The 1,943-nt window shown below is 53.7% G+C and carries 1 protein-coding gene and 1 pseudogene; both read left to right on the plus strand.

Features of this window, described 5'->3' with window-relative positions:
• Window positions 1-22: 22 nt before the first annotated feature.
• Window positions 23-532, plus strand: a pseudogene (locus VQ02_RS30400) (integrase core domain-containing protein); the annotation flags it as partial.
• 376 nt (window positions 533-908) lie between these two features.
• A complete protein-coding gene (locus tag VQ02_RS37700) occupies window positions 909-1,886 on the plus strand; it encodes a hypothetical protein (RefSeq protein WP_157080877.1) in 978 nt (325 codons plus the stop codon).
• The last annotated feature ends 57 nt before the right edge of the window (window positions 1,887-1,943 follow it).

Below are 1,943 nucleotides of genomic sequence, written 5' to 3' on the forward strand. Positions count from 1 at the left end.
ATCGGTATAGTAGACATCGCATGACAGGCGAAAGGTCCCCCTGCTGAACGTCATCGACGAGTTCACCAGCGAGTGCCTGGCCATCCGGGTAGCGCACAAGCCCAAGGCCCCGGACGTGATCGATGTGCTCTCGGACTTGTTCATCCTGCGTGGCGTATCTGCGCGCGTTCGCTCTGACAATGGACCGGAGTTCATCACCCAATCTGTGCAGAAGTGGATCACCGCCGTGGGCGCAAAGACGGCCTACATCACGCCTGGCTCACCGTGGGAGAACGGCTACATCGAGAGCTTCAACGCGAGGCTACGGGACGAGTTGCTGAACGGGGAGATCTTCTACTCTCTGCGGGAGGCGCAGATCCTGATCGAGAGCTGGAGGAGACACTACAATGGAGTTCGGCCGCACGCCTCGCTTGGCTATCGCCCGCCGGCACCGGAGGTGTTTGTGCCAGCCTTAACCGCTTGGCCGGCTGCGCTCGCCCGACCGGCTCCGCCGGCCAAGCTACCTGTGGTGGAAAGGCCCGCGATCCACTAAAATTCCACGCGGGCCACCTCGTGGGGGCTGACCAAGTGCAGTCACTCGGTATCTAAGAAGCAGTAGGCCTTGGTATCACATCCTAACCCGGATCTTGCTAGCCAAACCACTCGCCCCCTAGCTCGTGCCGCAAATGGCTGAAACGGTGTCAACGTGATACCACCGCGCTTCCACGCTAGAACCTATTTATCTGTGGAATAACCTCCTTCGAGTGGGTCGCTGAGACACTCTCTTTTTCATAAATGCTCTATAATAACCGCAATTTATGTAGGTTAGTTGAGGTCGATTGCTATGAATATTTGGAAATAGCACGCAATGACGAGTTGATACTCGCCATTAATAATCATCTGCATAGTGCAAAAGGAGCAAGCCGCCGATGTTGGCTGATGAGCTGATTGTGGATCGTACTCTCCGCCAACTCGGCGAAGGGCATAAACGTCTCGCCCGAGACCTCCGGGAGGCGCATCGCTTCGACCTAGATCAAGAGTTCGCGATTGCCGCCGATGCCATCGGTACGTCGCGACCGTCTGCTTTTGAGCAAGCGCTTCACCTCTGTCGCCTACCTTACCCCCTCACATGGTTCGAGGTTTCAAATGTGCATCGTAGACGTTTCCAGGAATATAATGCAAAAGACGATTTGATAAAACGTATTGGGTGTCTTTTCTTTAGCGGTGTAAACGCCGATGGTTGGTTAGCTCATCTCGCTTGGAGCTTTCGGGACGGGGAGGTAAATGTTTGCCCGATGGCGATATTTTTCAACTTCGGAAATGGACACAAGTCTAAATCCGCCAGCCAGATCGTCGATCGAATCAGTCTTCAGCGTGGCATGCAAGATGCAGGCGTTCGGTGGCACAAAGAACCCCAAGAAATCGAAAGTATTGCTAAGATAACTGAGCGAATTCAGCCTATGCCTTCGCTTTATCACCTTGCAGCGATCGCGAGCCATCCAGATCCTACCTATTCAGTAGACGCGGGTCAGCGGCTCATCGATCGCGGCATGGCGGACTGGCAGAACGAGAGTCCATTTTGGCTCGGCGCCCTAGCACTCCTGAACAGTCATAACGCAAGTGACTCAGTAGATGGACCAAACTTCACGCAGCTTAATAAGATCCGGAACAAGAAGGGGCAGCTTGGTCTCCTTAGTTTCCGAACGTGCCGGATCGCTCCACGTTTGAAAACGAAGATTGCGTTTGAGCGAGACAAGGGGAATGCAGAGGTCCGGGCCCATTTCGTACGCGGCCATTTCAAGGTCAGGAGGTCGGGTGTCTTCTGGTGGTCACCTCACCTTCGCGGCGATCAGCAATCAGGGTTTGTCGCGAAAAATTATCGAGTGACCAGCAATGTGCGCAAATAAAATACTAAGTTATTATCATTAAATTTAGCGTGGCTTTGGGCAATCGCGCTTCATTAC

The organism is Methylobacterium variabile (genome assembly GCF_001043975.1).
Lineage (GTDB): Bacteria > Pseudomonadota > Alphaproteobacteria > Rhizobiales > Beijerinckiaceae > Methylobacterium > Methylobacterium variabile.

Excerpts from the sequence above, each read along its gene's own strand:
- VQ02_RS37700 (WP_157080877.1), top strand. The coding sequence starts at position 909 with ATGTTGGCTGATGAGCTGATTGTGGATCGTACTCTCCGCCAACTCGGC.